Annotated in this window: 27 protein-coding genes; 10 read left to right on the plus strand and 17 right to left on the minus strand. The window is 61.6% G+C overall.

Annotated elements, in window-relative coordinates:
- Positions 1–69: 69 nt before the first annotated feature.
- The 3 genes from O3303_RS20235 to O3303_RS20245 all read right to left on the minus strand — a co-directional run bounded on the left by O3303_RS20235 (position 70) and on the right by O3303_RS20245 (position 2,420).
- The gene (locus tag O3303_RS20235; protein WP_269562246.1) at positions 70–810 is read right to left on the minus strand and encodes a hypothetical protein; all 741 of its coding nucleotides are present in this window, start codon (positions 808–810) and stop codon (positions 70–72) included.
- Between the two features lie 391 nt (positions 811–1,201).
- Positions 1,202–1,402 carry a hypothetical protein gene (locus O3303_RS20240; RefSeq protein ID WP_269562247.1) on the minus strand — a complete coding sequence of 67 codons (201 nt, stop codon included), beginning with the start codon at positions 1,400–1,402 and terminating at the stop codon, positions 1,202–1,204.
- Positions 1,403–2,024: 622 nt separating this feature from the next.
- Positions 2,025–2,420 (minus strand): DUF7674 family protein, encoded by a 396-nt coding sequence (locus O3303_RS20245; RefSeq protein ID WP_269562248.1) that lies wholly within the window; start codon positions 2,418–2,420, stop codon positions 2,025–2,027.
- Between the two features lie 105 nt (positions 2,421–2,525).
- Here O3303_RS20245 and O3303_RS20250 point away from each other — a divergent pair, with 105 nt between their 5' ends.
- Positions 2,526–3,401 (plus strand): energy transducer TonB, encoded by an 876-nt coding sequence (locus tag O3303_RS20250; RefSeq protein ID WP_269562249.1) that lies wholly within the window; start codon positions 2,526–2,528, stop codon positions 3,399–3,401.
- A 444-nt stretch (positions 3,402–3,845) separates the two neighbouring features.
- On the opposite strand, the gene O3303_RS20255 is transcribed toward O3303_RS20250, so the two are convergent.
- The 7 genes from O3303_RS20255 to O3303_RS20285 form a co-directional block, all read right to left on the minus strand.
- Entirely contained in the window at positions 3,846–4,184 is a 339-nt protein-coding gene (locus O3303_RS20255; RefSeq protein WP_269562250.1) for a hypothetical protein, read from the minus strand.
- Positions 4,185–4,254: 70 nt separating this feature from the next.
- The gene (locus O3303_RS20260; protein WP_269562251.1) at positions 4,255–4,548 is read right to left on the minus strand and encodes a hypothetical protein; all 294 of its coding nucleotides are present in this window, start codon (positions 4,546–4,548) and stop codon (positions 4,255–4,257) included.
- Between the two features lie 172 nt (positions 4,549–4,720).
- The gene (locus O3303_RS20265) at positions 4,721–5,170 is read right to left on the minus strand and encodes a hypothetical protein (RefSeq protein WP_269562252.1); all 450 of its coding nucleotides are present in this window, start codon (positions 5,168–5,170) and stop codon (positions 4,721–4,723) included.
- An 86-nt stretch (positions 5,171–5,256) separates the two neighbouring features.
- Positions 5,257–5,817: an SMI1/KNR4 family protein gene (locus O3303_RS20270; RefSeq protein WP_269562217.1), complete on the minus strand. Its 561-nt coding sequence runs from the start codon at positions 5,815–5,817 to the stop codon at positions 5,257–5,259.
- A gap of 462 nt (positions 5,818–6,279) precedes the next feature.
- The gene (locus tag O3303_RS20275; RefSeq protein ID WP_269562253.1) at positions 6,280–6,492 is read right to left on the minus strand and encodes a hypothetical protein; all 213 of its coding nucleotides are present in this window, start codon (positions 6,490–6,492) and stop codon (positions 6,280–6,282) included.
- 178 nt (positions 6,493–6,670) lie between these two features.
- Complete coding sequence (locus O3303_RS20280; RefSeq protein ID WP_269562254.1) at positions 6,671–7,201, minus strand: GNAT family N-acetyltransferase; 531 nt, start codon at positions 7,199–7,201, stop codon at positions 6,671–6,673.
- Between the two features lie 17 nt (positions 7,202–7,218).
- Positions 7,219–7,626 carry a PD-(D/E)XK nuclease-like domain-containing protein gene (locus O3303_RS20285; RefSeq protein WP_269562255.1) on the minus strand — a complete coding sequence of 136 codons (408 nt, stop codon included), beginning with the start codon at positions 7,624–7,626 and terminating at the stop codon, positions 7,219–7,221.
- Positions 7,627–7,764: 138 nt separating this feature from the next.
- On the opposite strand from O3303_RS20285, the gene O3303_RS20290 reads away from it, so the two are divergent.
- Entirely contained in the window at positions 7,765–7,920 is a 156-nt protein-coding gene (locus O3303_RS20290; protein WP_269562256.1) for a hypothetical protein, read from the plus strand.
- 171 nt (positions 7,921–8,091) lie between these two features.
- Entirely contained in the window at positions 8,092–8,619 is a 528-nt protein-coding gene (locus O3303_RS20295) for a hypothetical protein (RefSeq protein WP_269561946.1), read from the plus strand.
- 92 nt (positions 8,620–8,711) lie between these two features.
- Here the strand turns inward: O3303_RS20295 and O3303_RS20300 are convergent, their stop codons facing one another.
- Together O3303_RS20300 and O3303_RS20305 are read right to left on the minus strand one after the other, a co-directional pair.
- Complete coding sequence (locus O3303_RS20300; protein WP_269561947.1) at positions 8,712–9,377, minus strand: hypothetical protein; 666 nt, start codon at positions 9,375–9,377, stop codon at positions 8,712–8,714.
- Between the two features lie 163 nt (positions 9,378–9,540).
- Positions 9,541–11,430: a pyruvate kinase gene (locus O3303_RS20305; protein WP_269561948.1), complete on the minus strand. Its 1,890-nt coding sequence runs from the start codon at positions 11,428–11,430 to the stop codon at positions 9,541–9,543.
- A 204-nt stretch (positions 11,431–11,634) separates the two neighbouring features.
- Between O3303_RS20305 and O3303_RS20310 the strand changes: the two genes are divergently transcribed.
- The 5 genes from O3303_RS20310 (at position 11,635) to O3303_RS20330 (ending at position 16,338) form a co-directional block, all read left to right on the plus strand.
- Complete coding sequence (locus O3303_RS20310; protein WP_269561949.1) at positions 11,635–12,633, plus strand: PstS family phosphate ABC transporter substrate-binding protein; 999 nt, start codon at positions 11,635–11,637, stop codon at positions 12,631–12,633.
- Complete coding sequence (pstC, locus tag O3303_RS20315; protein ID WP_269561950.1) at positions 12,630–13,508, plus strand: phosphate ABC transporter permease subunit PstC; 879 nt, start codon at positions 12,630–12,632, stop codon at positions 13,506–13,508. The genes O3303_RS20310 and pstC overlap by 4 nt, the downstream gene beginning before the upstream one ends.
- On the plus strand, positions 13,501–14,355 hold the full coding sequence (pstA, locus tag O3303_RS20320) for a phosphate ABC transporter permease PstA (RefSeq protein WP_269561951.1): 855 nt from the start codon (positions 13,501–13,503) through the stop codon (positions 14,353–14,355). Before pstC ends, pstA begins: the two co-directional genes overlap by 8 nt.
- A gap of 26 nt (positions 14,356–14,381) precedes the next feature.
- A complete protein-coding gene (pstB, locus tag O3303_RS20325; RefSeq protein ID WP_269561952.1) occupies positions 14,382–15,134 on the plus strand; it encodes a phosphate ABC transporter ATP-binding protein PstB in 753 nt (250 codons plus the stop codon).
- Positions 15,135–15,204: 70 nt separating this feature from the next.
- Positions 15,205–16,338, plus strand: a complete 1,134-nt coding sequence (locus O3303_RS20330; protein ID WP_269561953.1) for an Acg family FMN-binding oxidoreductase — start codon at positions 15,205–15,207, stop codon at positions 16,336–16,338.
- A 34-nt stretch (positions 16,339–16,372) separates the two neighbouring features.
- Here the strand turns inward: O3303_RS20330 and O3303_RS20335 are convergent, their stop codons facing one another.
- From O3303_RS20335 to O3303_RS20345, 3 genes are all read right to left on the minus strand, one after another.
- Positions 16,373–16,513, minus strand: a complete 141-nt coding sequence (locus tag O3303_RS20335) for a hypothetical protein (RefSeq protein WP_269561954.1) — start codon at positions 16,511–16,513, stop codon at positions 16,373–16,375.
- 288 nt (positions 16,514–16,801) lie between these two features.
- Entirely contained in the window at positions 16,802–17,188 is a 387-nt protein-coding gene (locus tag O3303_RS20340) for a carboxypeptidase-like regulatory domain-containing protein (RefSeq protein ID WP_269561955.1), read from the minus strand.
- A gap of 221 nt (positions 17,189–17,409) precedes the next feature.
- Entirely contained in the window at positions 17,410–17,811 is a 402-nt protein-coding gene (locus O3303_RS20345) for a winged helix-turn-helix transcriptional regulator (RefSeq protein ID WP_269561956.1), read from the minus strand.
- A gap of 84 nt (positions 17,812–17,895) precedes the next feature.
- On the opposite strand from O3303_RS20345, the gene O3303_RS20350 reads away from it, so the two are divergent.
- On the plus strand, positions 17,896–18,402 hold the full coding sequence (locus O3303_RS20350; protein WP_269561957.1) for a nuclear transport factor 2 family protein: 507 nt from the start codon (positions 17,896–17,898) through the stop codon (positions 18,400–18,402).
- A 118-nt stretch (positions 18,403–18,520) separates the two neighbouring features.
- Here the strand turns inward: O3303_RS20350 and O3303_RS20355 are convergent, their stop codons facing one another.
- Both O3303_RS20355 and O3303_RS20360 read right to left on the minus strand, forming a co-directional pair.
- The gene (locus O3303_RS20355) at positions 18,521–19,423 is read right to left on the minus strand and encodes an IS3 family transposase (protein ID WP_269561259.1); all 903 of its coding nucleotides are present in this window, start codon (positions 19,421–19,423) and stop codon (positions 18,521–18,523) included.
- Entirely contained in the window at positions 19,423–19,935 is a 513-nt protein-coding gene (locus tag O3303_RS20360) for an IS630 transposase-related protein (RefSeq protein ID WP_269561958.1), read from the minus strand. The genes O3303_RS20355 and O3303_RS20360 overlap by 1 nt, the downstream gene beginning before the upstream one ends.
- A 70-nt stretch (positions 19,936–20,005) precedes the next feature.
- Between O3303_RS20360 and O3303_RS20365 the strand changes: the two genes are divergently transcribed.
- Positions 20,006–20,905 carry an NAD(P)H-binding protein gene (locus O3303_RS20365; RefSeq protein WP_269561959.1) on the plus strand — a complete coding sequence of 300 codons (900 nt, stop codon included), beginning with the start codon at positions 20,006–20,008 and terminating at the stop codon, positions 20,903–20,905.
- The last annotated feature ends 238 nt before the right edge of the window (positions 20,906–21,143 follow it).

The raw sequence follows: 21,143 nt of genomic DNA on the forward strand, positions 1-21,143 counted from the left end.
TTCTATAGGAATACTATAAGCGGGTGAATGGCTGCTTTACAAGCTGGAATTCAACAGTACTCAACCCTATTAGGGAACGAGTACTTGATATGACGAGGCGCCTAAATAGTCCATTTTGTACTGCATGCTCACCTTGGCTAAGCTCAAGTTCGTGTGGTGCCCATCGATGGTGTGGTAGTTCAACTCAACAAAGCCATAAGTAGGATGATACAAGAAATCTACGTTAGAGCTACCGGCCGCCGAATGCGCTTGAGCCCGCACAAGCCAGCAGCGTAGCTGGCCCATTGGGGTATGAACGGTTTGCTGCCCTACCACGTGGTAGTAGCTTTGCACGACGATGTCACCTGGCCATGTGCCCCAGTTCGGATGGCCCCACTGACTGCCCACCGTTAGATTCCACGTCCACCTCTGCCCTTCTGTCACCGGCAATTTGATGTAAGGATAGGGGCTGAGTTGCAAGATCGCGTACGAACCCTCGCGGGGCGGGTGAGCCCAGAGCATGGTGTCATTCTCAATGACGCCGGCAAAGTTGCCTGGGACCGAATGCCCATCGTAGCTAAACCCAATCTTGATTTGCGTAGTAACGGGGTCATATTCCCCCGGTTTGAAATCGCCAAAGCTCGTCAGCATAAGACTATCCAAGCCGCCCGTCTGATGGACGTCATGCGCGACTGTATAGGTTAGTTGGCGGCCTTTGCGGAAGATTTTCTCCGGCGGGGAGGTGGGCAGAGCAGGCGATTGGCAAGCGGCGAGCCCAAGGGCTGCCCCGCAAAAAGCCCCGCGAATCTTTTGGGTAGAGAGAAAAGTCACGCGCATCGATAGATTGAATAAAGGCCACTACGTGTCCACAAGTGCGGAAAAGTACCGCGCTGGGCGACGCAGCGCAACCAGCCGGAAACTACCACTATTCTGAGGTAGTGTGTATAAATAGACTTATGTAAAGGAACAAAAGCCAGGTAAAGAGCGGACTTTCTAGAGCTGCCTAGCTGCAGGAAAGCTCTGTTTGCTTAGGCCCGGGAAAGGCGTCTGTTTCGAGTTTACGAAACTCATCTCTTCAGGGCATTTCGTAAACTTTGAATCGTAGACGAGTTTCTTAAACTCACCAGGCACTGCAGCGGCATGCTGGCACCTGGTGCTGGCCTGCTGCTAGGTGTTCAGGGAAAGGAGCGTTCTGGGTGTACGACAGCGTTGTTTAACTACCTCAGCGGTTAATAGCGAATTGTATCAGCTCCCACGTCTGGTTGTTGGTATACACAATCTTGGTGAGGCCGATTCGGCGGCTACGGTAGACGTGGCGTACCCAGTTGAATTGGGTGGAATCGACGCGGGGGCCATAATCGGGCACCAGGTGGACTGACTGCCGGAAGGTGCCGGCCGGCGTTGTAACGGCAACCGTATCCACAACCTGAAGGACATTCAGCAACTTTTGCCCCACCCGAATAGGATAGCCAAATCCGACCTCTAGTGGGTAAATCGTGCGGATATCGTCTGTTTGACTAAGTACCCAGTCCTCCCGATAAAATGCAGGATGGGAAGACAAGAACTCATTGCCAAACGGATTTGTGCCTGGCTGACCCGTTCCTGGAAAGTAGATCCGGTTGGAATGCGTTAAGGTGGCGGAATACCCCTGTACGCACGCTGCGCGGGGATCTCCTGCTTGACTTTGGGTTACGTGGCCTTCTTCAGCTAACGTGACCCGCACCGTATCATAGACGAGAGGCGAAGACCCGCGTAATCGGTACACCCACTGGCTGCCCTGTGGAAAATACCAATAGTCGAGAAAGGCAGGGGGAGCTTGAGTGAGTTGGGGGCACTCGGTCACAGCCGTGTTTTTTTTACAACTAGTGGCCCCCATCAGAATGCTTAGAAAGAGTAACCATCGAAATCCTGCTGTATGAATCATTAGGCGTGTATTGATAAGATAAGTTGGTCTTGTTACTTAATATACAGAAACGGTCCTAATGGCAAATAGAGCGTTAAAATAGTTGAATTGGTCAGCCAGGTTCCGGGACTGGGGGGGGCTGTCAATAAGGGGGAGTAGCTAGCCCTAAGGGAGGATTGTTTTTGCACCAGTTAAGCGTTTCAATACCTGCTGGGCTTAGGTATTTGGTTGCCTCCCGGTAATAGTACTTGCCGTTGTGGGCCAAGGACTCGATGATGCAATCGTACGTTACCTGCTCGAGGTATTCGTCAGGAGACTCAATGAGCCAGTTGACAAATGAAAAGTACCGGGTCAGTTCGTCTTGGTTGCCCTCGTCCATCAGTTTCCGTATCCGATAGGCAAACTCGTTAAACACGCCATACAAGGAATGGTCGACGGGGTCGGCTAAGTAGTCGCGGAACTCTGCGCTGTACGCGGTGAACTCGGGCAGGATTGTGTGCAATTCACTCCCCAACGTCTGTATGTTGAGTTGGCTCATCGTGGGCTGGGAAAAATAGAGACGGTGCTACATGTCCCGTTCAGCAAAACGGTACTGGCCTGAACGAGCTTTGTTTGAAGTAAGGAGGGATCTACTATCCACTACATGGCTTATATTTTCGTTAATGGGATACGTCTAATGATGGCAGCAGCAATGAAGAGATGGGAGCGCTTGGTATTCATGATAGTTGTGTTTCCAGGAATCGTTTCCTGCAACTCCTCGCCGACATTCCGGACGTACGTGCCTGGGGAATCATCAGGGGCTTATATTGATTTAGAACTACGGAACGTCGGGTGGACGAGGCCGACGCAGCAAATCGATGTCACCTATTGTTCTCCCCAGGGGCTATTTTCCGGAGATAACTGTCAACTGATTGGGCGCTATACCATAAGGGCTACTGAGCCGTTTTTTCACGACCTCCACTTAGCCGCGGAGTGGCAGGGCACGCAACGGGTACTTATCCGCAACACCTGCGAAGACCGCCGCCCCTTTGAAGCCCCACCTCTGGTCATTAATGTCGGGACGTTACAATTGGAGGGAGACATTAATCACCACAATATGTTGGATGTAAGCGCTTTGAACCAGCCTTCCACTCCGCAGGCAACGTCTCCCGAGGCCCCGCCAGTAGAAGACGAGACCTACGCTTACGTGGAAGACAAGTCCTACACCTACGTGGAAGAAATGCCGGTTCTCCCGGGCGAGCGTGGGGGCGAAAGCAGGCAAGCAGGCCCTGCAACGCTCGGCCCCGCCATTGGGCGTCGGCTGGTGCTGCCCCGCGAGGCCAAAAAAGGGGTCGTGCAGCTGCATTTGGTGGTGGGCAAAGCGGGGGACGTACGCCACCTGCGCATCAAAAAGAGCTTGGACGCCGCAACCGATTCGGCCGTGCTCGCGGCGGCGCGGCAACTCCCCCGCCTCGTTCCCGGCAAGCAGAGTGGGCAGCCTGTGAGCGTCGAGTTTACCGTGCCCGTTTATATTGATTGAGCCAGCAAAATCAACAGCGCAACAGGCACAGGAGCTAAGCAATAGGGCGTAAAGCTGAAATGGTGTAGGGCTTTTTTCGTCAGATGCCCCGCCCGGTCATGCCTGCGGCACCGTAACGTTGAACTACTTGGAGTTCAGGAGTTCACTCAAACGGTCCAAAAAGCGAAACCAAGGGTTAAATGCTTCTCTTTCGCTTCAAATGCCAGTAGATCAGAATAACAACAGCAAAAGCTGCCACGGAAGTAAAAAAAACTACTGCTGCCCGATGGATGGACTGCTCGTGGTTGTGACCTAAAAATATATATGTGAGCCCAGTAAGCAGCAGCGTTAGCGTGAACCAGGTGAATGAAATGTATCTCATAAGAACCCTGAACGAGCTTGATTAGCTATTCAGCCAAAGGGGGCCAAGGTAGACGCGCTACGTTCAAAGTAAGGAGGTCACTCTTAAACGTTTGGTTTCTTTCGTCTAGCCCACATGAGGAGCGCGGCGGAAACCGTAGTTAAGAAGGGTGCTAGCCCGATGACCCAATTTACCAAGACCATGTTCATGCGATAAGGCAACCCATTCGCCCAGTAAGTGGCCACCGCCAAGGTAACCAGGTAAACGGCCACCAAGACCGCCTTTTCGGCATACGGCACCGGCACAGCCAGCACCCCCACCAAGAAGAGTAACAGCGACCCTGCCAGGAGAAAGACGGTTGTCAGCACTTCTTCCCCGTGCGCAAAGGCCCATGTGGGCAGGAGCAAGAAAAGCAACAGCAGGCCCGTGGTTCGCTGGTTCATGAATCAAAGCTAGGACAGCGTGTTTACGCGAAGGTCAAGTACAAGAAAACGGTGGTTCAGGGAAAGGAGCCTACTTTCTGAACATTTCTCTCACATTGGCCGCCAGCAGTAGCAATGCGAAAACGAACGAGCAAACACCCACGGAGTGGTCGTACGCTTCATGTGACTCGAACAGCATGAAGGAAAGCAGAACGGTAGCCGCCGTGGGGAGCAGGAACAGGAATAAAAATACGGGCTTCCTTTTGTTGAAATAGAGCAGGGTAAACAACAGTTCAAGGGCCGCTAGGACAAGGCAGGGGGCGATAACAATAAATTGAAAGAAGCCAGAGTAGTCGGGATCGAGCAGTAAAGTGCTGAGGGGCATGCTAACTTGACTGAAGTAGGTTGTGGATGAGCGATAAAGCTACAGTAGGCAATGAGCGAATACACCCAATGTAGCCAGGCTCACGGCTTATTCTGGTAGAGGGCGATTAAAGTAACTATCGTCTTCAGATAAGGTGGCAAGCTAAACGCAGCCCGTTCAAAATTAGGAGGGATTATTGCAGCAGCGGATACAGGCGTTCCTCGGCGTCGGCGGGGGCCAATTCAAAGCCGTAGACGCCCATTTCGGTATGGTACTCCGCGCAGAGGCGGTCCATCACGGCTTCGGCTAGGGCTTGATTGGATTTGCCAGCCGCTGTTTCGTCCTCAACGGACAAGCCGAGCAAAAGGCGTCCTTGGTGGCCGAAATACACCATCACGTGGGTGTAGAGGGGTTGCTGGCTGGTAAAGTACAGCGCAAAGTTTCGATTCGGGTCCGCCAGCCCATAGACCAGCGTGGCGGACAAGCTCCCGGTGGCCACCGTGTCGCCCACGTCCGTGACAAACACTTCGTAGTCCTGCCGCAGTCGGTCGGTGGAAAGGTCGGCGTAGTGCGCCAGGAACCGCTCAAGGCACGCGGTGCTGCGGTCGGCGGTGGCGACGTAAATGTCCAGGCAAGGCGGCATGGCAACAAGAACAGCAGGAAATCGGAGTGTTCAGTGAAAGGGTACTGCCGTAAACGCGTTCTGTGGGGAGAAAGCAGTTAACAGAACTACTCGACCACTTCCTCCTCGCTCATATATAGCTCGGCAGCATCCCTTTTGTAAAGCGTTAAGAATTCGGTGAAACTAGTGGCTACTTGCTGATACTTGTCACCACAGAGTACGAACACAGGATTAGCCGAAAAGGCCTGCGCGTCTAGCCGAATGGCATAGGCCAAGAGGTGAATCATGTAGTCGGCAACTACATAGAACTGCTTGTGCTCGGGCCACGTGCGCATCAAGTCGCTGTACTTGGGCAGCCCATGGTAGTCGTCAAACCGCTCGGCCACCGACTGAACTTCGGCCAGCGAGTAAAAGCGAAAGAAGCGCTCATCGTACGCATGTGCGGTGCCGTTGACCAAGGTGAAGTAGCGGACCAACTCCGCGGGCAGCTGGACGTGGTACCTCTGGGCAAAACGAGTCAATTCGGCTTCGGAAGCCGTTTGTAAGGCAATGGTGCCGCCTTGTTGCCATTGCTGCTGCGCCCACAACAACTCATCTGACTGGTCCATCGGGGAAGCGGTAAAGGGTACGCTGGCAAAGCTATTCGTTTTTGCTCGGGCCCGATCCATAACCGGGCGGCATGCCATGCTTAGGACGATGTGGTCCAAGAAAACGGTCTGATTCGCCAAAACGAGCATTTGCTTGTTAGTACCCAGTCGTTGCTTGATTCATACTAATTATTGCGGTTTTGAAGTAAATAGTATCCCTTTACGAGTAACAGGAACAGAAAAAAGGCAGCGACACAGGGGATTATCCACATTAAAGAAGCAATGGCAATTGCGACCAGAATCGGACTATAATAACTCAGTATGCTTTCCGTATTGGAGTGAGGTGATCCGTCCGTTAAGAATATGCTCCCCGCAAGCAGTACAAGCAATATGGCCAGCAAGAGGGCAGTTCTGCGTAAGGTTCGGTTAATGCGCTGTTCTTGCAACATACTGGCAAGGGTGTATAGGGTGTTGTCAAGTTTTAAGCCTCCCAACTATAGCCAAGACGTTCACCCAAACGGTCGGATTCGCCAAAACGAGCCGTTACTCCACCAGCAGCTTACGGTAGGCCGTTGCCCCGTCATGCAATAGACGTACCGTATGAAGGCCCGCGAGCAAGCCCACCGTAGGCACAGCTAGCGTGTGCAGCCCCGCGCCCTGCACCTGCGCTGCGGCCAGCGCCCGCAATGGTCGGCCCAACGCGTCGATGACATCTGCACTGACAACAGGCGTGCTGGGTTGGATGTGCAGGCTCATGAGCAAAGGCGGTTCAGGTGCCTCCGAAAATAGCCTTTTTATCCCAAAATCAATTCGCCAACAGTATCCAATAGGGCGAAAAATGACGCGAAGCTCTCGCCTACTGGAGCCCTTCCCGGAATCGGTTCGCCTAACCCGCCTGTTTAGAAAGCGCGTCGAAAAGGCCAGCGGCAACGACTCATTGCAACTCGTTGCGTTTTTGGCTAATAGGCGCGGGCGTGTCGGCGAGGGCCAGCAGGGCCGGCCCACTCAGACTATAATCCACCCAAACGGGGTTCGCCTGCGCGCCCAGGCGCTCGTAGAAGCGGCGGCCGGCTGTGTTCCAATCGGCCACTGCCCAGCGCACCGCGCCGCAACCGTGGGCCACCGCGGCCTGCGCCGCGGCGCGCATCAACGCCTCGCCCAGGTGATGCCCCCGGTAGGCTTCGGTTACGAACAGTTCTTTGATGAAGAGCGTTGGCGTAGCGCTGGCAGTGAACGGGAGGAAGTAATACACCAGCAGGCCCCCCAGGTGTCCCTCGGCGTGCCGGGCCACCAGGCAATAGAAATCGGGCGGCTGCTGGGCAAAACCCTGCCGGTAAAGCACGTCGGCGGTGACGGCGAACGTGTCGCGGTAGTGCTCAAAGTCGGCCAATCCCTCCATCAGGGGCAACAGGGTGGGAATGTCGGCGGCGGTGGCTAAATCCACGCGAAAAAGAGAAGCTGGCATCGTGGCTAGGTAACAAGCTATGGGAAGGCGGTTAAGGGAGCACGTTGACCCGGCGGAACGGGTGCTTTTGTCGGCTTCGGGCGGCGTTTCCAACAGCACAGCGTTATCTGCGCCTGCCCCATCGCGCCAAAAATAGGCAGTCCCCCCGTACCGTGCGGGGCTTTCTTCTGCACGCCGATGATCAGGAAGCGGTCGGCCTGCAGCACGTCGGTGTAGAAGGCGGCCTGACGGTCGTAATCGTACTGCTCGATGGTGGCCACGAATTGGGCATAGTTGCGGCAGCTGGTGGTTTTGAAATCGACCAGCACCTTGCGGCCAAGTCGGGGCGTTACTACGAGCAAATCCGGGCGGATTTTGACGGTGAGGCCGGTTTCGACGTGGGTGATGACTATAGTGAAGGTGCGGCCGTCAAAGTTACGCTGCACTTAGAATACCAGGATGTAACTAAATCGTAACGTCTGACAGACTGCCTCTTATGCCATAGTTTATTACTTTGATGTATTCACTACTCTTCTGCAATGTACCCCTCACCTTCTCTTGCCAGCAACATGGACTCGGCTACTATGGCCCGCCGATTGTTCAGCATTCGCCTGGCGCTACAGCTTAGTGGCGCGCCGACCCCGGACGCGGCCCGCCTGATCCTGCTGGCCCGCTACGTTACGGGCAGGACCACCCTGCAGGCTATTTTACCAACGCTGGAAGCCCCGCTCGGCACCTGATGCCCGCCGCAGGGCTTGTAACGGGCAGGGTACTTTGGGGGAGGTGTTGCATCTGATGGCTACCTAGCCTGATGCATCGGCTCATATAGTGCATTTTGCGTATTCTTGCGGAACGGGACGCGGCATTCATTTGAGTTGTCGGTTGATTTGCCCGCCTGTCCGATCCGCCTTATGAAAAGCAAAACCCACCGCAAAGAAGTAGCCGCTGCCCTGACCGAAAGCCTGCAGCCGCACGTCCCCGGCGAGCAGCCGTCGAAGAGTATGACCAGCACGCTGGATAAGCTGGCCAAGCAGGTAGTGAAGCAGCAGCGACAGGACGCAAAAAAGGCGGAAAAAGCCGCGACCAAAGCCGCACGGCAAGCGCTGACAGCCCAACTGCTGCAGACGCTGGCGCCTCATTTAGGCAGCACGGCCGCGGCAGAAGCCGCACCGTCCCGGTCGCTGACGAAAACAGTGCAGCAACTGGCCGAGCAGCTGCTCGATCAGCAGCGCAAGCAACAGAGCAAAGCGCAGAAAGCCCCAAAAGCCGCGAAAGCCGCAACTCCTAAATCAGCCAAGCCCAAGAGCACCCCGGCCGCCAAGGGCAGCAAGCCCGCAGCGGTATCCCCGCCCAAGCGCACCGTACGGGCCAGTGCTGCCACCAAGCGCCGGCCGGTAGCGGCTGCCGCGCCGGCAACGGAGCCAGTGGCGGCCGGTTAACCCCTACGGCCATCCGCCTGTCAGCGCGCCGGGACCCAAGGGTCCCGGCGCACTTTTTTGTGGCCCCAGATAAGTGAAAACGCGCCTGGAGCCTATTCCGGCACCACCAGGACCGGACCGGCAGCCTGGGCCAGAAACAGCAGCAGGGCCCGCCGTGTCCAGCTCACGTGGGGCAGGTTGAGCCGACGGGCCACGCAGACTACGATGTGAGGGGGCTGATGCGCCAACCAGTTTTCGACATCGTGGAGGGCGGAAAACGGCTCAGCTACCAACGCTTCCACCGCCACGTAGGGGTTCGGCACCAGCGAAGCCCATTGGGTGAGCACGGCTTGCCGACTGTGGCGCATCTCGAACTCGGTGGCGCCTATCATCAGCAGGGTGCTCTGTAGCTGCCAGTGCTGGAAGAGTGAGCGGGCGGCCGCAGCCGCCCAGCCGGGCCGCAGCGGCTCCCCGTCGGAAAGGACGCAGCACCGGGCCGGGGGCGGCCCCATGGTGTAGGTGGCCGGCAGGAATAGGATGGGACAGGGCGCCTGCCACAGCGCCCGCACCCAGACGCTTTCGTAGAGCGACGAGAGCGTAGGCGCGGTAGCCAGCAGCAGGGTGGCGCGGTGCTGGTGCACTAACTCCCCGATGTTGTCGGCCGATGCCGTGGAGTCGTCGAAAGGCACCTGCTTCACCCTTGCCGCGAGGGTTTCCGCCAGGGAAACCGCATAGCTGCGCAGGGCAGGCTGCGTACCCAGGACAACTAGCTGGTGCATATAATTGGGCGGAATGGGGGGATGACGGCAAAGATAGGCGTTTCGCGCATCAGCCGGCCATTGCCAAAGTTCAACTACCGCGAGGAAGTACTATACTTGGCAGGTGCGCTGCCTGTAGCTGCCTGCCGGGTAGTGGCGGGCTGCTGAGCAGCCACGCAACACTTCAGCTCCCGCCTTCTGCGGGTTGCCACTGCCCGGCAACGTGCAGACTGCGCAGCTGAGCGCTTTTCTTGGTCTGATGGTCCTGCATGCGGGAGAGGATGTTGCCCAGGCTCTGCACGGCCTCCACGATGTGGGGGCCTTTGTTGAGCATCACGCACTCGGCCCGGCTGCCCATGGCGGCGTCCGTAATCTCGGCCCGCGACGGCACGCCGCCGCTGGCCAGGCTTTCCAGCACCTGAGTGGCCCAGATGACGGGCACGTGCGCGGCCTCGCAAAGCCAGAGCACTTCTTCCTGCACCTCTGCCAGGCGCTCGAAGCCGCATTCCACGGCCAAATCGCCACGGGCAATCATTACGCCGCAGCTCCCGGCCTGCATGGCCCGCAGCAGCAGGTCCGGCAGCTGCTCGAACCCCCGCCGGGTTTCAATCTTGAGCACGATGGGCAGCGGCCGGTCCGTGAGCTGGCGCAAATGCTCTTGCAGCCGCGTGATATCTGCCGGGCTGTTCACGAAGGAGAGCTCCACCATATCCGCGTACTGGGCGATAAACACCAGGTCCTGCAGGTCCTTGTCCGTCAGGGCCGGCAGCGCCAGCTCGGTATCGGGCAGGTTGATGCCTTTGTCGTTGCGCAGCTTCTCCCCTTCGGCGCGGGCCCGAGTGATGCGCACCTGCACGGTACCGTCGGCTACGTGCTCGACCACGCCGCCGATTTTGCCGTCGTCAAACCAGATGTGCTCCCCCGCTTTAACGCGGTCGAGAACTTCGGGCAGGGTGCAGCCGATGAGCGCCGGCCCGGCTTCAGGACTGGCTTCGGGACCGGCTGACAAGGGGGGCAGGGGCTGGCGCGTGAGGTGCAGCGTGTCGCCGGGGCGCAGCCGCAGCGACGAGGAGCCGGTGGGCAGCTCCGGCAGGGTTGCTTCCGCGCCGCCTGGCCCCCGAAAGCGGGTAAGGGGCGTGAGATAGGCCGTTTTGTGCAGCTCCGCCCAGCTGCCTTCCGCCCCGGTGCTGACCACGCGCAGCTTCCGCCGGGCGCCGCGCGCATCGCTGAACGACACGTCCTTGCCGGGGCGCAGGCCGTGCAGCCACTCAGCGGGGAAGAGGAGGATGGCGGCCGCCACGGCCGGGGCCGGGTGGGGCTGCTCCCGGGAGGTGAGCCAGAGCCGGGCGGGGCTCAGCACCCGGCCGCTGGCGTCGCGGGTGGGCTTGAGGTGCAGCACAGCCGGCGCGGGCGGCAGGCCGTGGGTGCGCAGCTTGGGGCCGGCCACATCCATGCTCACCCGGCAGGCCAGGCCTAATTCCTGCTCGGCGCGCCGCAGGTGGGCAATCATCCGGCCCCAGGCGGCCGCGTCGTCGTGGGCGCAGTTGATGCGCATGCAGTCCATGCCTGCCCGCAGCAGGTCGCGCACCAGCTCGTAGCGGGTGGCGGCCTCGCCGGGCATGGTCACCATAATGCGCACGCCGTGCGCCGCCGGGGCCGGGCCGAGGCAGGTGGTGCTGTGCTCGGCAAGCAGGCCCGGACCGCTTTCGAAATCCGGGGCGATGGCCGGGTTGGGCTGCGGGCCGGGAGCATCGGGGTTCAACAAGGCGTGCAGCACGGCCCGCACCGATTCGACGGTGGCCAGCGCATGCGCCTCGGCCCGGCCCAGCGACGAGAGCCCCAGTGCTGCCAAGCGCAGCTGCAGGTCGCGGCGGTCGTGCTGGCGCAGGGCCAGGTAGTGCAGCAGGTTGTGGGCGCTGACTTGGAAGCCGGGGTGTACGTCCCGCAGCTGGCCCGCCGCCTGGTCGGCCCGGGCCAGCATCCCGGTGCGCAGGGCGGTAAGTTCGGCCAGCAGCGCGGAGAGCTCGGCAGCGTGCCGGCAGGCAAAAGAAACGGCAGTGACAGGCTCAGTCATGGGACAGGGACGGCGGGCACCAGAGACGATGAGCGACAGCCGGTAGTACGCAGGGCCGGCGCCCGCAACCGCCGCGCCGGCCAGGCTTAACAGTATGATAATAACGCCTTGTGAATGAATGCCTTGCCCGTCCCGTACAACCCGGTAGCTGGCAGTTGCCGGCCGCCACCGAAACAGGCTCCCGTTTCTCTACCTGCCGCCTGTATGCCCGTGAGCAACGCAAAGTGCCGGGTCGGACAAACGTGGTTTGGCGGACTGGTCGGGCTGGCGCTGCTGGCCGGCTGCGGCCAGCGGGCCGACTCCATGCGTATTCGGCTGGACGGCTCCAGCACGGTGTATCCCATCACCGAAGCCGTGGTGGAAGAGTATGCCCGCGTGCAGCCCGCAGCCCGCATCACGGTGGGCGTATCGGGCACGGGCGGCGGCTTCCAGAAGTTCAGCCGGCAGGAAATCGACCTGGCCAATGCCTCCCGCCCTATCTCGGCTTCGGAGCAGCGGGCCTGCCGGCAGGCCCGCTACGCCGGGCTGGTGGTGGCCTACGATGGGCTGGCAGTGGTGGTCAACCCGGCTAACACCTGGGCGCGCACCCTGACCGTAGCCGAGCTGAAACGGATCTGGGAGCCGGCGGCCCAGCACCGGCTCACCCGCTGGAACCAGGTGCGGCCGGAATGGCCCGACGCCGAAATCCACCTCTTTGGGGCAGGTACGGCCTCCGGCACCTACGACTACTTCACCCAGGCCATCGTGGGTACCGCCCATGCCAGCCGGGGCGACTATACCGCCAGCGAGGACGACAACGTGCTGGTGCAGGGCGTTGCCACCGACCGCCTGGCGCTGGGCTTTTTCGGCTTTGCCTACTACGCGGCCAATCGGGCTGCCCTGCGCCTGGTAGCCATCGACGACGAGCGGGCCGACAACGGGGCCGGGCCGGTGGCGCCGTCCCTGGCCACGGTCGAAAACAAAACCTACGCCCCACTGTCGCGGCCCCTGTTGCTGTACGTGAGCGGCCCGGCGGCCCGCCGGCCGGTGGTGCAGGCCTTCCTACGCTTCTACCTGGCGCAGGCCCCCCGCCTGGCTCGCGAGGTGGGCTATTTTCCGCTGCCGGCCGCCGAGGTCCGCCGCCAGCAGCGGCGGCTGGCGCAGTTCGTGGCCCTGGCAGGGCTGCCGGCGCCAGCGGCAGCCACTACGCCGCCCACGCCATGAAAAAGCCGCGCGAACGACTCATCGAAGTCCTGCTGGCCCTGAGCGCCGGCCTCACGGTACTCACCACCGGCGGCATCCTGTGGATTCTGGCCCTGGAAACCGGTCATTTCTTCGGGCAGGTGCCGCTACGGGCTTTTCTGACCGATACGCAGTGGACGCCGCTGTTTGCCGAAAAGCACTTTGGCATCTGGCCGCTGGTGGCGGGCACGCTGCTCACTACGGCCGTGGCCGTGGCCCTGGCGCTGCCGCTGGGCCTGACCATTGCGGTGTACTTCACCGAGTATGCCTCCGGCCGGTTCCGCCGCGCCGTGCAGCCGCTGCTGGAAATCCTGGCCTCCGTGCCCACGGTGGTGTATGGCTTCTTTGCCCTGACGGTGGTTACGCCCGGGCTGCAGGCCCTTATTCCGGGGCTGGCGGGCTTCAGTGCCCTCTCGGCGGGCCTGGTGATGGGCGTGATGATTCTGCCCATCATCTCCTCGCTTAGCCAGGACGCGCTGGCGGCCGTGCCCCAACGCCTGCGCGAAGCCTCCTACGCCCTGGGCGCGACGCGCCTGCAGACCGCCTTCCGGGTGCTGGTGCCGGCGGCGGCCTCGGGCATCACGGTGGCCGTCATTCTGGCCGTGTCGCGAGCCGTGGGCGAGACGATGATTGTGGCCATTGCGGCCGGCCAGGAGCCCCGCCTGACGGCCAACCCGCTGGTGCCTATCGAGACGCTGACCACCTACATCGTGCAGGTCAGCTCCGGCGACGTGGCCTACGGCACGCTGGAATACAACACCATTTTCGCGGCCGGCAGCACCCTGTTCGTGCTCACCTTGCTGCTCAACAACCTCGGCTACTGGTTCCGGCGCCGTCACCAGCAGCAGCATGAGTAGCGCGGCCCGCAACCGCCTCTTCGACCGCGCCTTTCGGGTGCTGGGGCTGCTGGCCACGCTGGTTAGCCTGCTGCTGCTGGCCGGGTTCCTGGTCGATATTCTGCACGCGGGGCTGGGCCGGCTCAGCTGGGCGTTTCTGGGCGGGCTGCCCTCGCGCTTCCCGGCGCGGGCCGGGATCTACACCGCCCTGCTGGGCACGGTCTGGATTGGGGCCATCACCGCGCTGGTGGCCGTGCCGGTGGGCATTGCGGCGGGCGTGTACCTGGAAGAGTACGGGGCCAAAAGCCGCTGGGCGGCGCTGATCGAAATCAACATCACCAACCTGGCCGGGGTGCCCTCCATCATCTACGGCCTGCTGGGGCTGGAGGTATTCGTGCGGTTTGCGCACCTGGGACCCAGCGTGCTGGCCGCCGGCTGCACCCTGGCTTTGCTGATTCTGCCCCTGCTCATCGTCACCACCCGCGAGGCGCTGCGGGCCGTGCCCCGCCCCCTGCGCGAAGCCTCCTACGCCCTCGGGGCCACGCGCTGGCAAACCACCTGGCACCAGGTGCTGCCCGCCGCGGCCGGCGGCATCCTCACGGGCCTGATCCTGGCCCTGGCGCGGGCGGTGGGTGAAACCGCGCCGCTGGTCGTCATTGGGGTGCTGGCCTACGTGCCCTTCACCCCGGCGGGCCCGCTCGACGAGTTTTCGGCCCTGCCGGTGCAGATTTTCAACTGGATAGACCGCCCGCAAAAAGCCTTCGGCCCCAACGCGGCGGCGGCGATCCTCGTGCTGCTGGGCATCACCTTCGCCCTCAATGGCGGAGCCATCTACCTGCGCAACCGCTGGCGGCGGCACGGGCGATAGCTGCGCTTTCACTTCTTCCCTATATCATGCCTGAACTAGAGGCCCGGCACGCAACGGTGTACTACGGCACAAACCGCGTGCTGGAAGATGTTTCCCTGACCGTTGCCGAGCACACGGTTACCGCCTTTATCGGGCCGTCGGGCTGCGGCAAGTCCACGTTTCTGCGGCTCTTCAACCGCATGAACGATTTCCTCCCCGACTTCCGCCTGGAGGGCGAAATCCGGCTGCACGACCAGAACATCTACGCCCCCCACACCGATGTGGAGGAGCTGCGCAAGCAGGTGGGCATGGTGTTTCAGCAGCCCAACCCGTTTCCGAAAAGCGTGTACGACAACGTGACGTACGGGCTGGTGCTGCAGGGGCAGCGCGCGAAAGCCGTGCTTGACGCGGCCGTGGAAAAGGCCCTGCGCCAGGCCGCGCTCTGGGATGAGGTGAAGGACCACCTGCGTAAGTCGGCGCTGGCCCTCTCGGGCGGGCAGCAGCAGCGCCTGTGCATTGCCCGCGCCCTGGCCATCTCGCCCCATACCCTGCTCATGGATGAGCCCGCCTCCGCCCTCGACCCCATTGCCACGGCCAAAATCGAGGAGCTGGTGCAGGAGCTGAAACAGGACTACACCATCCTCATCGTGACCCACAACATGCAGCAGGCCCGGCGCGTGAGCGACAAAACCGCCTTCTTCAACTTCGGCCGGCTGATCGAATACGGCGACACGCCGGCCCTGTTCGAGCAGCCGCAGCAGGAGCAGACCCAACACTACCTGCGGGGCCACTTCGGCTGAGGCTCTTGCTGCGCAAGGCCAGCCACCCCGGAACACTTCGTTTTTTCAGCGGCTCGCCGCCCCACCCTGTTTGAACAGACGTCATTTTATCGGCCTGGCCGGCGGTTCCGTTGCCCTGGCCGGCACCGGGGCCTACCTGCTCAGCGACCGAAGCAGCTTCTCGCGGGCCGACCTACGGCCCACCGCCGCGGCTTCGGGCTGGGCGGGCCTCATCAAGTGGCAGCCCGATGAGCAGCTGATTCTTGAGCTGGCGGCGCTGGCCCCGAGCGGCCACAACACCCAGCCCTGGGCCGTGCGGTACGTGGCGCCCTACCGCTGGGTGGTGTGCAACGACCCGACCCGCTGGCTGCCCGGCGTGGATCCCACGCAACGGGAGAAGCTGCTTTCCATTGGGGCGTTTCTGCATAATCTAGAGTACGCGGCCAACAGCCTCGGCTACCGCTGCCAGTTCACCCAGCTGGCCCAGACCAACCAGGACGAAGCGGTGGTGGCCGTGGTGTGTAGTAAGGCGGCCGCCGTGTCTGCCTTCGATGTGCAGCACATCCGGGACCGCCGCACCGTGCGCTCCGGTTTGCTGACCACGGCCCTCCGGCAGGCAGACCAGGCTGCCCTGTTCCCGGCCACCGCTGAGGGGTTTCACTATATTCCCAACACGGCGCCGGAATGGCACCAACTCAACGAGCAAACCATCGAAGCGAACCGCCTGCAGGCCGCCCGCCCGGTGGCCCGGCAGGAGCTGGCCGACTGGATACGGTTTTCCAATCGCGACGTGGCGGCGCACCGTGACGGGCTGACGACGGCCGGGATGGAGATTACGGGTGTGTCAGGCTGGGTGGTGCGCAATTTCTACGCCCGGGCCCGGGTGCTCAGCGCCGGTTTCGGCCAGCAAACCCTGGATCAGGTGCGGGCGCAGGTAGGGCAGTCGGCCGGCTGGCTGCTGCTCACCAGCCGCGACACCACCGTAGCCTCCCTGCTCGATACCGGGCAGCGCCTGCAACACCTGCTGCTGCAGATCCGCCGGCGGGGCCTCGCGGTTCATCCCATGACCCAGGTGCTGGAAGAGCCGGCCACCCGCCGGGCCTTGCGCCAGACGCTGGGCCTGCCCGGGGAAGTGCAGTTCTTGCTCCGCATCGGCTACCTGAAAGCGTACCCCGCGCCCGTATCCTTGCGCCGGCCGGTGGCCTGGTTCACCCACGCTGCCTAGCCGGGAGGCCGGCGGGCTGAAGGCGGCGTTCCGGCTACGCTTCCACCACCGTGCGGCCCGTGGTGGTAACGGGGTTTTCCGTTTCCAGGCCGGCCACGTAGCGGTATTCGGCGGTGGCGTTGCCAGCCGTGAAGGTGGCCAGGATATTGAATAACAGATTTTCAGAATATACCATGGCCTTGGCCGGCGAATGCTGCGGTGCACACCCGGCCACGGTTACTATTCCATTACGGTTGCCTATTCCGCTTCCAGGGAGCAACCAGGGGCTGTACTTTTGAGTCGCAAATGCTACTAAGCCCCGCTTGATCCTGGTGAGCCAGCTCAGGCGGGCACTAGTTGTTATAGGATGAGGTGAGCCGCGTGTCCCGTCAGTTTATACATTTACCGGTTATGTGCCCCGCCCCAATCTGCAAGTTGGGGCGGGACTGTTAAGGGGGGGGGCAGCAGCTGCCAGCGCATGAAGCTACCGCCGCGTAGCCCGTGGCTGGGTGGAGTACACCCGGATCGTGAACACGGAGTCTGCCGGGCTGACGGGGGTAGGGCGCGCCAGATGCCCCGGGTAGTCGACCAGCAGCAGGTAGCTTCCGGTGGGCAGCTCCAGGCGGAAGAGTCCTTCGGAGTTGGTCGTCGCGGCGAATGGGGTTCCCTTAGCCCAGACGCTCGCGCCGGCCAGGGGCCGGCGGGCGGCGTCCAGCACCCGGCCTCGGCACGTCCAGTTCGCGGGCGAAGACCGGAGCGACTCCGGGGGCGCAGGCAGGGGGGCCGACTGGCCCGCCGCCGTCAGGGCCGCCAGCGTACAACTCAGGGCCAGAAGGGGGCGCAATGTGCAGAGCATAAAGTGGTTAGTCAAGACCGGCGCATTCTTCTTCCGGTGTCGGCAAAACTACACTTTCTGAGATAAACCGCTAGCTCAGCATTCTTTAGCGTTGTTTTCCGTTCCTAGTATAGTGCGCCCCCTACTAAGCGCGCTGTGTGGCTAAGTCGGAGCGCCGGAGCGCCAACTCTGGCAATCGCCCAGGTGCGAAGCAGAAACGGAATCGCTTAACCCGAGTTCTGCAACAGCCACGGTCGTTAGGCGGGTGCTTGAAACGTATTGACCCGTGCTTCCCACGTCACCGACCATTCGCAAAGCTCGGCCAGGAGCGGCGCAACGCTCTCGCCAAAGGTCGTCAGCGAGTACTCCACCCGGGGCGGTACTTCGGCAAAGACCTGCCGGTGCACCAGCCCGTTGGCTTCGAGCTGCCGCAGGCTCTGGGCCAGCATCTTGGGCGATACCCCGCTGATTTGGCGCTGCAGCTCGCTGTTGCGCTTTGGGCGCTGCATCAAAGCCAGCAAGATCAGCAGCAGCCATTTGCTGGCCAGCAGGTTCAGGGCCTGATGGACCACGCAGCTCGCATCCAGATTGGACTTGGCTTCGAGCCAATCCCGCAATTTTTGCTGGGCTTCTACTTTTTTTTCTTTGTTTGCGCTCATTGGACTCATTTGTTACCGCAAGGTAACTACCATACTTTATGGTGCCTACTTTCTTTTCGGTAGTATAGGCCGCAATTTTGTGGCATGACAACTCCAACTTCCCGGCTGACGCCGGTTACCCCAGCACCCACGTCGCCTGCGGCGCAAACGGCGCAACGGGTATTGCAACAACTATTGCACGGCTTTCAGACAGCTGACCTGCCAACCGTCCTCGGCTGCTTTGCCGAGGATGCCGTTATTGAGTATCCCTACGCGCCACAAATGGGCACCGCCGTCCGGCTCGAGGGCCAGGCGGCCATTGGCCAGTACCTGCGCCATGCTTTGCAGGGAATGCCCCCGCTCGTGTTCAGTCAGCTGCGTCTTAACCACGACCTGGCACTGGGCGTGCACTGGGCGGAGGTTCACTGCGAAGCCCCGGTTGCGGGCACCGACCGCACGTACCGGCAGGATTACGTGATGCGCTTTGAGCTGCGCGGCGAGCAATTCCTGCATTACCGCGAGTACTGGAACCAACTCGCGGCCCGCGAGGCCTTCGGCGGCGAAGCCGCAGCCCGTCAGCTATTTACCGCCACTTGTCTCGTCCGGCTATAGCTATACAGATGAAATTGATAATCCGTCCTGCGCTTTACAGGCTGGGCTGGTAATCCGGATTGAACTTTACAGGTAGACAAGATAGTCAGCCGTTTTTTGCCACCGCTTAGGTCGGGTATCACGTTGGGGCTGCGATAGCCGCCGCCTGATAGTAATTTTTCCAGCGCCGCACGAGCAGTCCTTCCTGCTCATGGGCTTGATTTGGGGTCAGGAAGTCGCAGCTGCCGTGTGGGCGCAGCTCGTTGTAGGTTCGCACCGCCTGTGCCACCAGCGCATCGGCCTGGGCAAAACCGGGCAGCGTGTTGCCCAGGCCGAATTCGTCCTTCAGGATGCCGTTGACCCGTTCGGCCACGGCGTTTTCGTACGGGTCCCCGTGCTGGGTCATGCTTAGGGCCACGCCGTGACTTTCCAGCAGGCCCACGTACTCGCGCGCCGCATACTGTAAGCCCCGGTCGGAGTGGTGAATCAGCGGGCGGTGCGGCTGCACGCGGGTCGCCAGGGCCTGCTGCAGCGCGGCAAGAGTACCGCGCACCGACAGATCGGGGTGCAGGCAGGCGCCTACGATTTTGTGCGAATACAAGTCGGTAATCAGGCTCAGGTAGCTCCAGCCGCTGAGCAGGCGCACGTAAGTGATGTCGCTGACCCAGACCTGTTCGGCGTGGTGCACCGTCAGGTTTTCAATCAGATTTGGCCGCCGAAACAAGGGCAAGCAGGTTTGCGTGGTCACCACGCGCCGCTTGCGGCGGCGGATGAGCAGGCCGTGGCCGGCCAGCAAGGCAAACAGGTAGTCCCGGCCCACGCGGGGCGCGTGCTCACCTAGCCGCGGCTGCAGCAGGAACTGGAGCTTGCGTGTGCCCAACCGGGGTAGGTCCGTGCGGATGTCGGCCACCAGGGCCAGCACCAAGCCGTCGAGCAAGGCCTGCGCCGTAGCCCGGCGTTGGTGGTCGTAGAATGCGTTTCGCGTCTTGCCAAACAGCCCACAGAGCGTACCCACGCCTACGTGCGGGTACTTCCGGCGCATTATTTCGACGGCTTGGCACCAGCCTTTTTTCGGATGTCAATCTTATAAGTTGCCTCTGCTTGGTCGATGAGCGTGTGCAGGGCTTCGATTTGCCACTGCGCCTGCCGCAGCTGTGCCGCCAGTGGGGTGCCGGCGTCGGCAGGCGGATCTGGCTCAGTCGTGAGTCGCCCCGACTCGCTGGCTCGGTAAGCAGCTACCCACTGGCGCAAGGTCTTTTTTAGGTGCAACTCGTATTTGAGCAGAGCCTCGTCTTCGCTCAGGCGGCCATCGAGTAACTCCCGGGCAATCTGCTGCTTCTGGGCGGCGGTGAATTGTTTACGGCGCATCTGCGCGTATACGGCGGTGCCGTAGCGCTTGAGCCACGCCAGCAGCGTCATGTGGCCCACACCGAACTGCTGCCGGACAGCCTGTTGCGACAAACCCGACTCGACCAACCGGACGGCTTCTTGGCGAACAGAAATGGCATAATGATCATTTTTGCCCCTACGTGGGGCTTGTTCGAGTGCAGTCATACATCAGTTGGAGGATGTATAGCTATAGCCGGACGAGACAACTCCCACCGCTTCTTAACCGTCCTTGATTATGCGCATTGTCATTGGTGCGGCGGCCGGCAATATCGGCCGCCGGGTAGCGGAGCACGTGCTCCGCGCAGGCCACGAAGCCGTCCTGCTCGTTCGCAACCCCGCCTCGCTGCCGGCTCAACTGGCCACGCACGCCCAGGCCCGGGTGGTCACCCTCGATTTAAGCGACGAGGCCGCCGTTACGGCCGCCGCCCAGGGCGCCGACGGCTTGTGCTGGTTGGTGCCGCCCGCCTCCGCCCAGGTGTCCGACTGGGCCGGGTGGTACCGGGCCGTGGGGGCGGCCGGAGCGGCCGCGGTGCGGGCGCACGGGATTCCGCATGCTGTGCTGGTGTCCAGCTTGGGCGCGGGCATGGCACCCGGCTTGGGCACGATTACCTACGCGGGCGAATTAGAGCGGCAGCTGAACGCCACCGGGGCGAACGTCGTGGCCTTACGGCCGGGCTACTTCCTGGAAAACTTCCTGGCCCAGGCCCCCATCATTCGCACGCAGGGGACCCTCACCTACCCTTACGCCGAGGACCACGACATCCCCTTCGTCAGCGTCGTGGACATTGCGGCCGTCGCGGCCGATTACCTGCTGCACCCGCAGTGGGCGGGCCAATGGACACGCAACCTCATGGGGCCGGCCAACCTGACCCTGCCCGCCTGCGCCGCGCTGCTGGCCCAGACCTGGGGCCACCCCGTGCGCTACCGCCGCCAATCCGCCGCGGAGTTGCATCAGAGTCTGGTGGGGTGGGGTTTGATGCCGCCCGCCCAACGCGAAATGATGGCCTTGTTTCAAGCTTTGGGGGACCCGGATGGGGCGTATGCAACCCCGCGCACGGCCGAGGCCTACACGCCCACGACGTTCCAGCAGTTTGCGGCCGCTCAACTCGTCCCGCTTCTGCAGTCGAATGGATAGCGATACATGTGGTCACCTGTCCGTTCCGCAAGCGTGGAAGGCACTGCTGCCGTTATAATCACCAGCCGGATGGAGCGTTGCTTAGGCTGCGTAAGAACAGGCTACCGCTGTAACGGTCTCTCAAGACCATCCCCTGTACCGGACAGCAATGGCAGTAGCGACTGGTTCCTGCTTTTGGACCTCAGCTCCCGCGCACCTACGCAAGAAGTGCCTCGTTCAACTAGACAGTGGGTCGGTG

Source organism: Hymenobacter canadensis (assembly GCF_027359925.1).
Lineage (GTDB): Bacteria > Bacteroidota > Bacteroidia > Cytophagales > Hymenobacteraceae > Hymenobacter > Hymenobacter canadensis.

Excerpts from the sequence above, each read along its gene's own strand:
- O3303_RS20290 (WP_269562256.1), top strand. The coding sequence starts at position 7,765 with ATGGCCCGCCGATTGTTCAGCATTCGCCTGGCGCTACAGCTTAGTGGC.
- pstC (WP_269561950.1), top strand. The coding sequence starts at position 12,630 with ATGAAAAAGCCGCGCGAACGACTCATCGAAGTCCTGCTGGCCCTGAGC.
- O3303_RS20270 (WP_269562217.1), bottom strand. The coding sequence starts at position 5,817 with ATGGATCGGGCCCGAGCAAAAACGAATAGCTTTGCCAGCGTACCCTTT.
- O3303_RS20345 (WP_269561956.1), bottom strand. The coding sequence starts at position 17,811 with ATGAGCGCAAACAAAGAAAAAAAAGTAGAAGCCCAGCAAAAATTGCGG.
- O3303_RS20355 (WP_269561259.1), bottom strand. The coding sequence starts at position 19,423 with ATGCGCCGGAAGTACCCGCACGTAGGCGTGGGTACGCTCTGTGGGCTG.
- pstB (WP_269561952.1), top strand. The coding sequence starts at position 14,382 with ATGCCTGAACTAGAGGCCCGGCACGCAACGGTGTACTACGGCACAAAC.
- O3303_RS20260 (WP_269562251.1), bottom strand. The coding sequence starts at position 4,548 with ATGCCCCTCAGCACTTTACTGCTCGATCCCGACTACTCTGGCTTCTTT.
- O3303_RS20250 (WP_269562249.1), top strand. The coding sequence starts at position 2,526 with ATGGCTTATATTTTCGTTAATGGGATACGTCTAATGATGGCAGCAGCA.
- O3303_RS20365 (WP_269561959.1), top strand. The coding sequence starts at position 20,006 with ATGCGCATTGTCATTGGTGCGGCGGCCGGCAATATCGGCCGCCGGGTA.
- O3303_RS20275 (WP_269562253.1), bottom strand. The coding sequence starts at position 6,492 with ATGAGCCTGCACATCCAACCCAGCACGCCTGTTGTCAGTGCAGATGTC.
- O3303_RS20335 (WP_269561954.1), bottom strand. The coding sequence starts at position 16,513 with ATGGTATATTCTGAAAATCTGTTATTCAATATCCTGGCCACCTTCACG.
- pstA (WP_269561951.1), top strand. The coding sequence starts at position 13,501 with ATGAGTAGCGCGGCCCGCAACCGCCTCTTCGACCGCGCCTTTCGGGTG.
- O3303_RS20255 (WP_269562250.1), bottom strand. The coding sequence starts at position 4,184 with ATGAACCAGCGAACCACGGGCCTGCTGTTGCTTTTCTTGCTCCTGCCC.
- O3303_RS20350 (WP_269561957.1), top strand. The coding sequence starts at position 17,896 with ATGACAACTCCAACTTCCCGGCTGACGCCGGTTACCCCAGCACCCACG.
- O3303_RS20305 (WP_269561948.1), bottom strand. The coding sequence starts at position 11,430 with ATGACTGAGCCTGTCACTGCCGTTTCTTTTGCCTGCCGGCACGCTGCC.
- O3303_RS20265 (WP_269562252.1), bottom strand. The coding sequence starts at position 5,170 with ATGCCGCCTTGCCTGGACATTTACGTCGCCACCGCCGACCGCAGCACC.
- O3303_RS20245 (WP_269562248.1), bottom strand. The coding sequence starts at position 2,420 with ATGAGCCAACTCAACATACAGACGTTGGGGAGTGAATTGCACACAATC.
- O3303_RS20360 (WP_269561958.1), bottom strand. The coding sequence starts at position 19,935 with ATGACTGCACTCGAACAAGCCCCACGTAGGGGCAAAAATGATCATTAT.
- O3303_RS20295 (WP_269561946.1), top strand. The coding sequence starts at position 8,092 with ATGAAAAGCAAAACCCACCGCAAAGAAGTAGCCGCTGCCCTGACCGAA.
- O3303_RS20300 (WP_269561947.1), bottom strand. The coding sequence starts at position 9,377 with ATGCACCAGCTAGTTGTCCTGGGTACGCAGCCTGCCCTGCGCAGCTAT.
- O3303_RS20310 (WP_269561949.1), top strand. The coding sequence starts at position 11,635 with ATGCCCGTGAGCAACGCAAAGTGCCGGGTCGGACAAACGTGGTTTGGC.
- O3303_RS20280 (WP_269562254.1), bottom strand. The coding sequence starts at position 7,201 with ATGCCAGCTTCTCTTTTTCGCGTGGATTTAGCCACCGCCGCCGACATT.